The organism is Paenibacillus oryzae (genome assembly GCF_001675045.1).
Classification (GTDB): domain Bacteria; phylum Bacillota; class Bacilli; order Paenibacillales; family Paenibacillaceae; genus Pristimantibacillus; species Pristimantibacillus oryzae.
The window spans coordinates 1-1,613 of the sequence record NZ_LYPA01000012.1 but is presented as its reverse complement, the minus strand read 5'-3'; the positions used below and the strand labels follow the sequence as shown (position 1 = coordinate 1,613).

The window sequence follows — 1,613 nt, the reverse complement described above, 5'->3', positions numbered from 1 at the left end:
AAAAAAATCCGAAACACGGAGTAAAGCTTGCTGTGAGAAGTCAGCAGACGCCATAGTACGCTTATCGTGCAAGCGACAAGCGGAAGGGCTGAACAATCGTAAGTCTTGAGTACAGACTGAAAGGAGAGTCGATGTGATGAAAGCAGAATACCGAAAGGGCTGCCAGCAAAGAGATAGCGTGGAACGCGAAGGGTATGCAGGAGCGCGGAGCATCGAAACTCGAGAAGGTAGAGAAAGAGACGGTGCAATCGACCTGATGGAACGCATCCTGAACAGAGACAATCTGAACCGGGCGTATAAACAGGTCAAGCGCAACCATGGGGCGCCGGGGATCGACGGAATGACCGTGGAGGCGGCGTTGCCGTGGTTGCGTGAAAACAGAGAGGAACTCCTGCAACGTGTTCGGGAAGGCAGGTACAAGCCAAGCCCAGTGCGGCGCAAGGAAATCCCCAAACCAGATGGAAGCGGCGTGCGAAAGCTAGGTATCCCGACGGTCGTCGATCGGGTGATCCAACAAGCGATGGCCCAACAACTGCAACCGTTGTTCGATCCGCTCTTCTCGGACGGGAGCTACGGATACCGGCCGGGACGAAGCGCACAGCAAGCGATTCGAAAGGTGAAAGCCTATGCGGAGCAGGGCTACGGGCATGCGGTCGAGATCGACCTGTCCAAATACTTCGACACGCTCAACCACGAGCTACTGTTAAACCTGCTGCGGAAGCGAATACCGGACAAACGCGTCATGGACCTGATCAAGAAGTACCTGAAAAGCGGCGTCATGGAAAAGGGCGTACGCCGGGCAACGGAAGAAGGTTCCCCGCAGGGCGGACCTCTATCCCCGCTCTTAGCGAACATCTACCTGAACGAATTTGATCAGGAGATGGAAGGTCGGGGCGTGAGAGTCATCCGCTATGCCGATGACATCGTTGTCCTGGCGAAAAGCAGGCGAGCGGCCCTACGGCTGCTGGCATCCAGCCGGACGTATTTGGAGCAAAAGCTCAAGCTTCAACTGAATACACAGAAGAGCAAAGTGGTCAGCATCGTGGCACAGAAGCACTTCAAATTTCTCGGATTTGCGTTGGGAAAGAACGGGAAGGGCGTGTACATACGTGTACACCGTGAATCTCTAGCCAAGGCAAAGCAGAAGCTAAAGGGACTAACGTGTCGAAGTCAAGGCAAGAAGGCCCGGCAGGTGATGGAGAATGTGAAGGTCTACATTCGCGGCTGGATCGGTTATTTCTACGTAGCCGACATGAAGCGAATCCTGCAAGGTTGGAACGAATGGCTGCGAAGACGAATGCGGATGTACATCTGGAAGCAATGGAAGAAGCCTCGAACGAGGGTGCAGAACCTGCGAAAGCTGGGGATACCGGAGTGGCAGGCCTACCAATGGGGGAATACAAGGCTAGGCTACTGGCGAATAGCCGGAAGTGCAGTGTTGAATCGCTCTGTAACAAACGAAAGGCTCGCAAAGGCAGGGTATTTTGACTTCCCTGCCCAGTACGAGCGCTTGCGTCAATTGCACGTAAACGGTTGAACCGCCGTATACCGAACGGTACGTACGGTGGTGTGAGAGGTCGGCTACTCAACTAATGGGTAGCCTCCTACTCGAT

1 protein-coding gene is annotated in these 1,613 nt (G+C 54.4%); it reads left to right on the top strand.

Annotated elements, in window-relative coordinates; translation table 11 throughout:
* Nucleotides 1-136: 136 nt before the first annotated feature.
* A complete protein-coding gene (ltrA, locus tag A7K91_RS00070) occupies nt 137-1,537 on the top strand; it encodes a group II intron reverse transcriptase/maturase (protein ID WP_068678410.1) in 1,401 nt (466 codons plus the stop codon).
* Nucleotides 1,538-1,613: the final 76 nt, after the last annotated feature.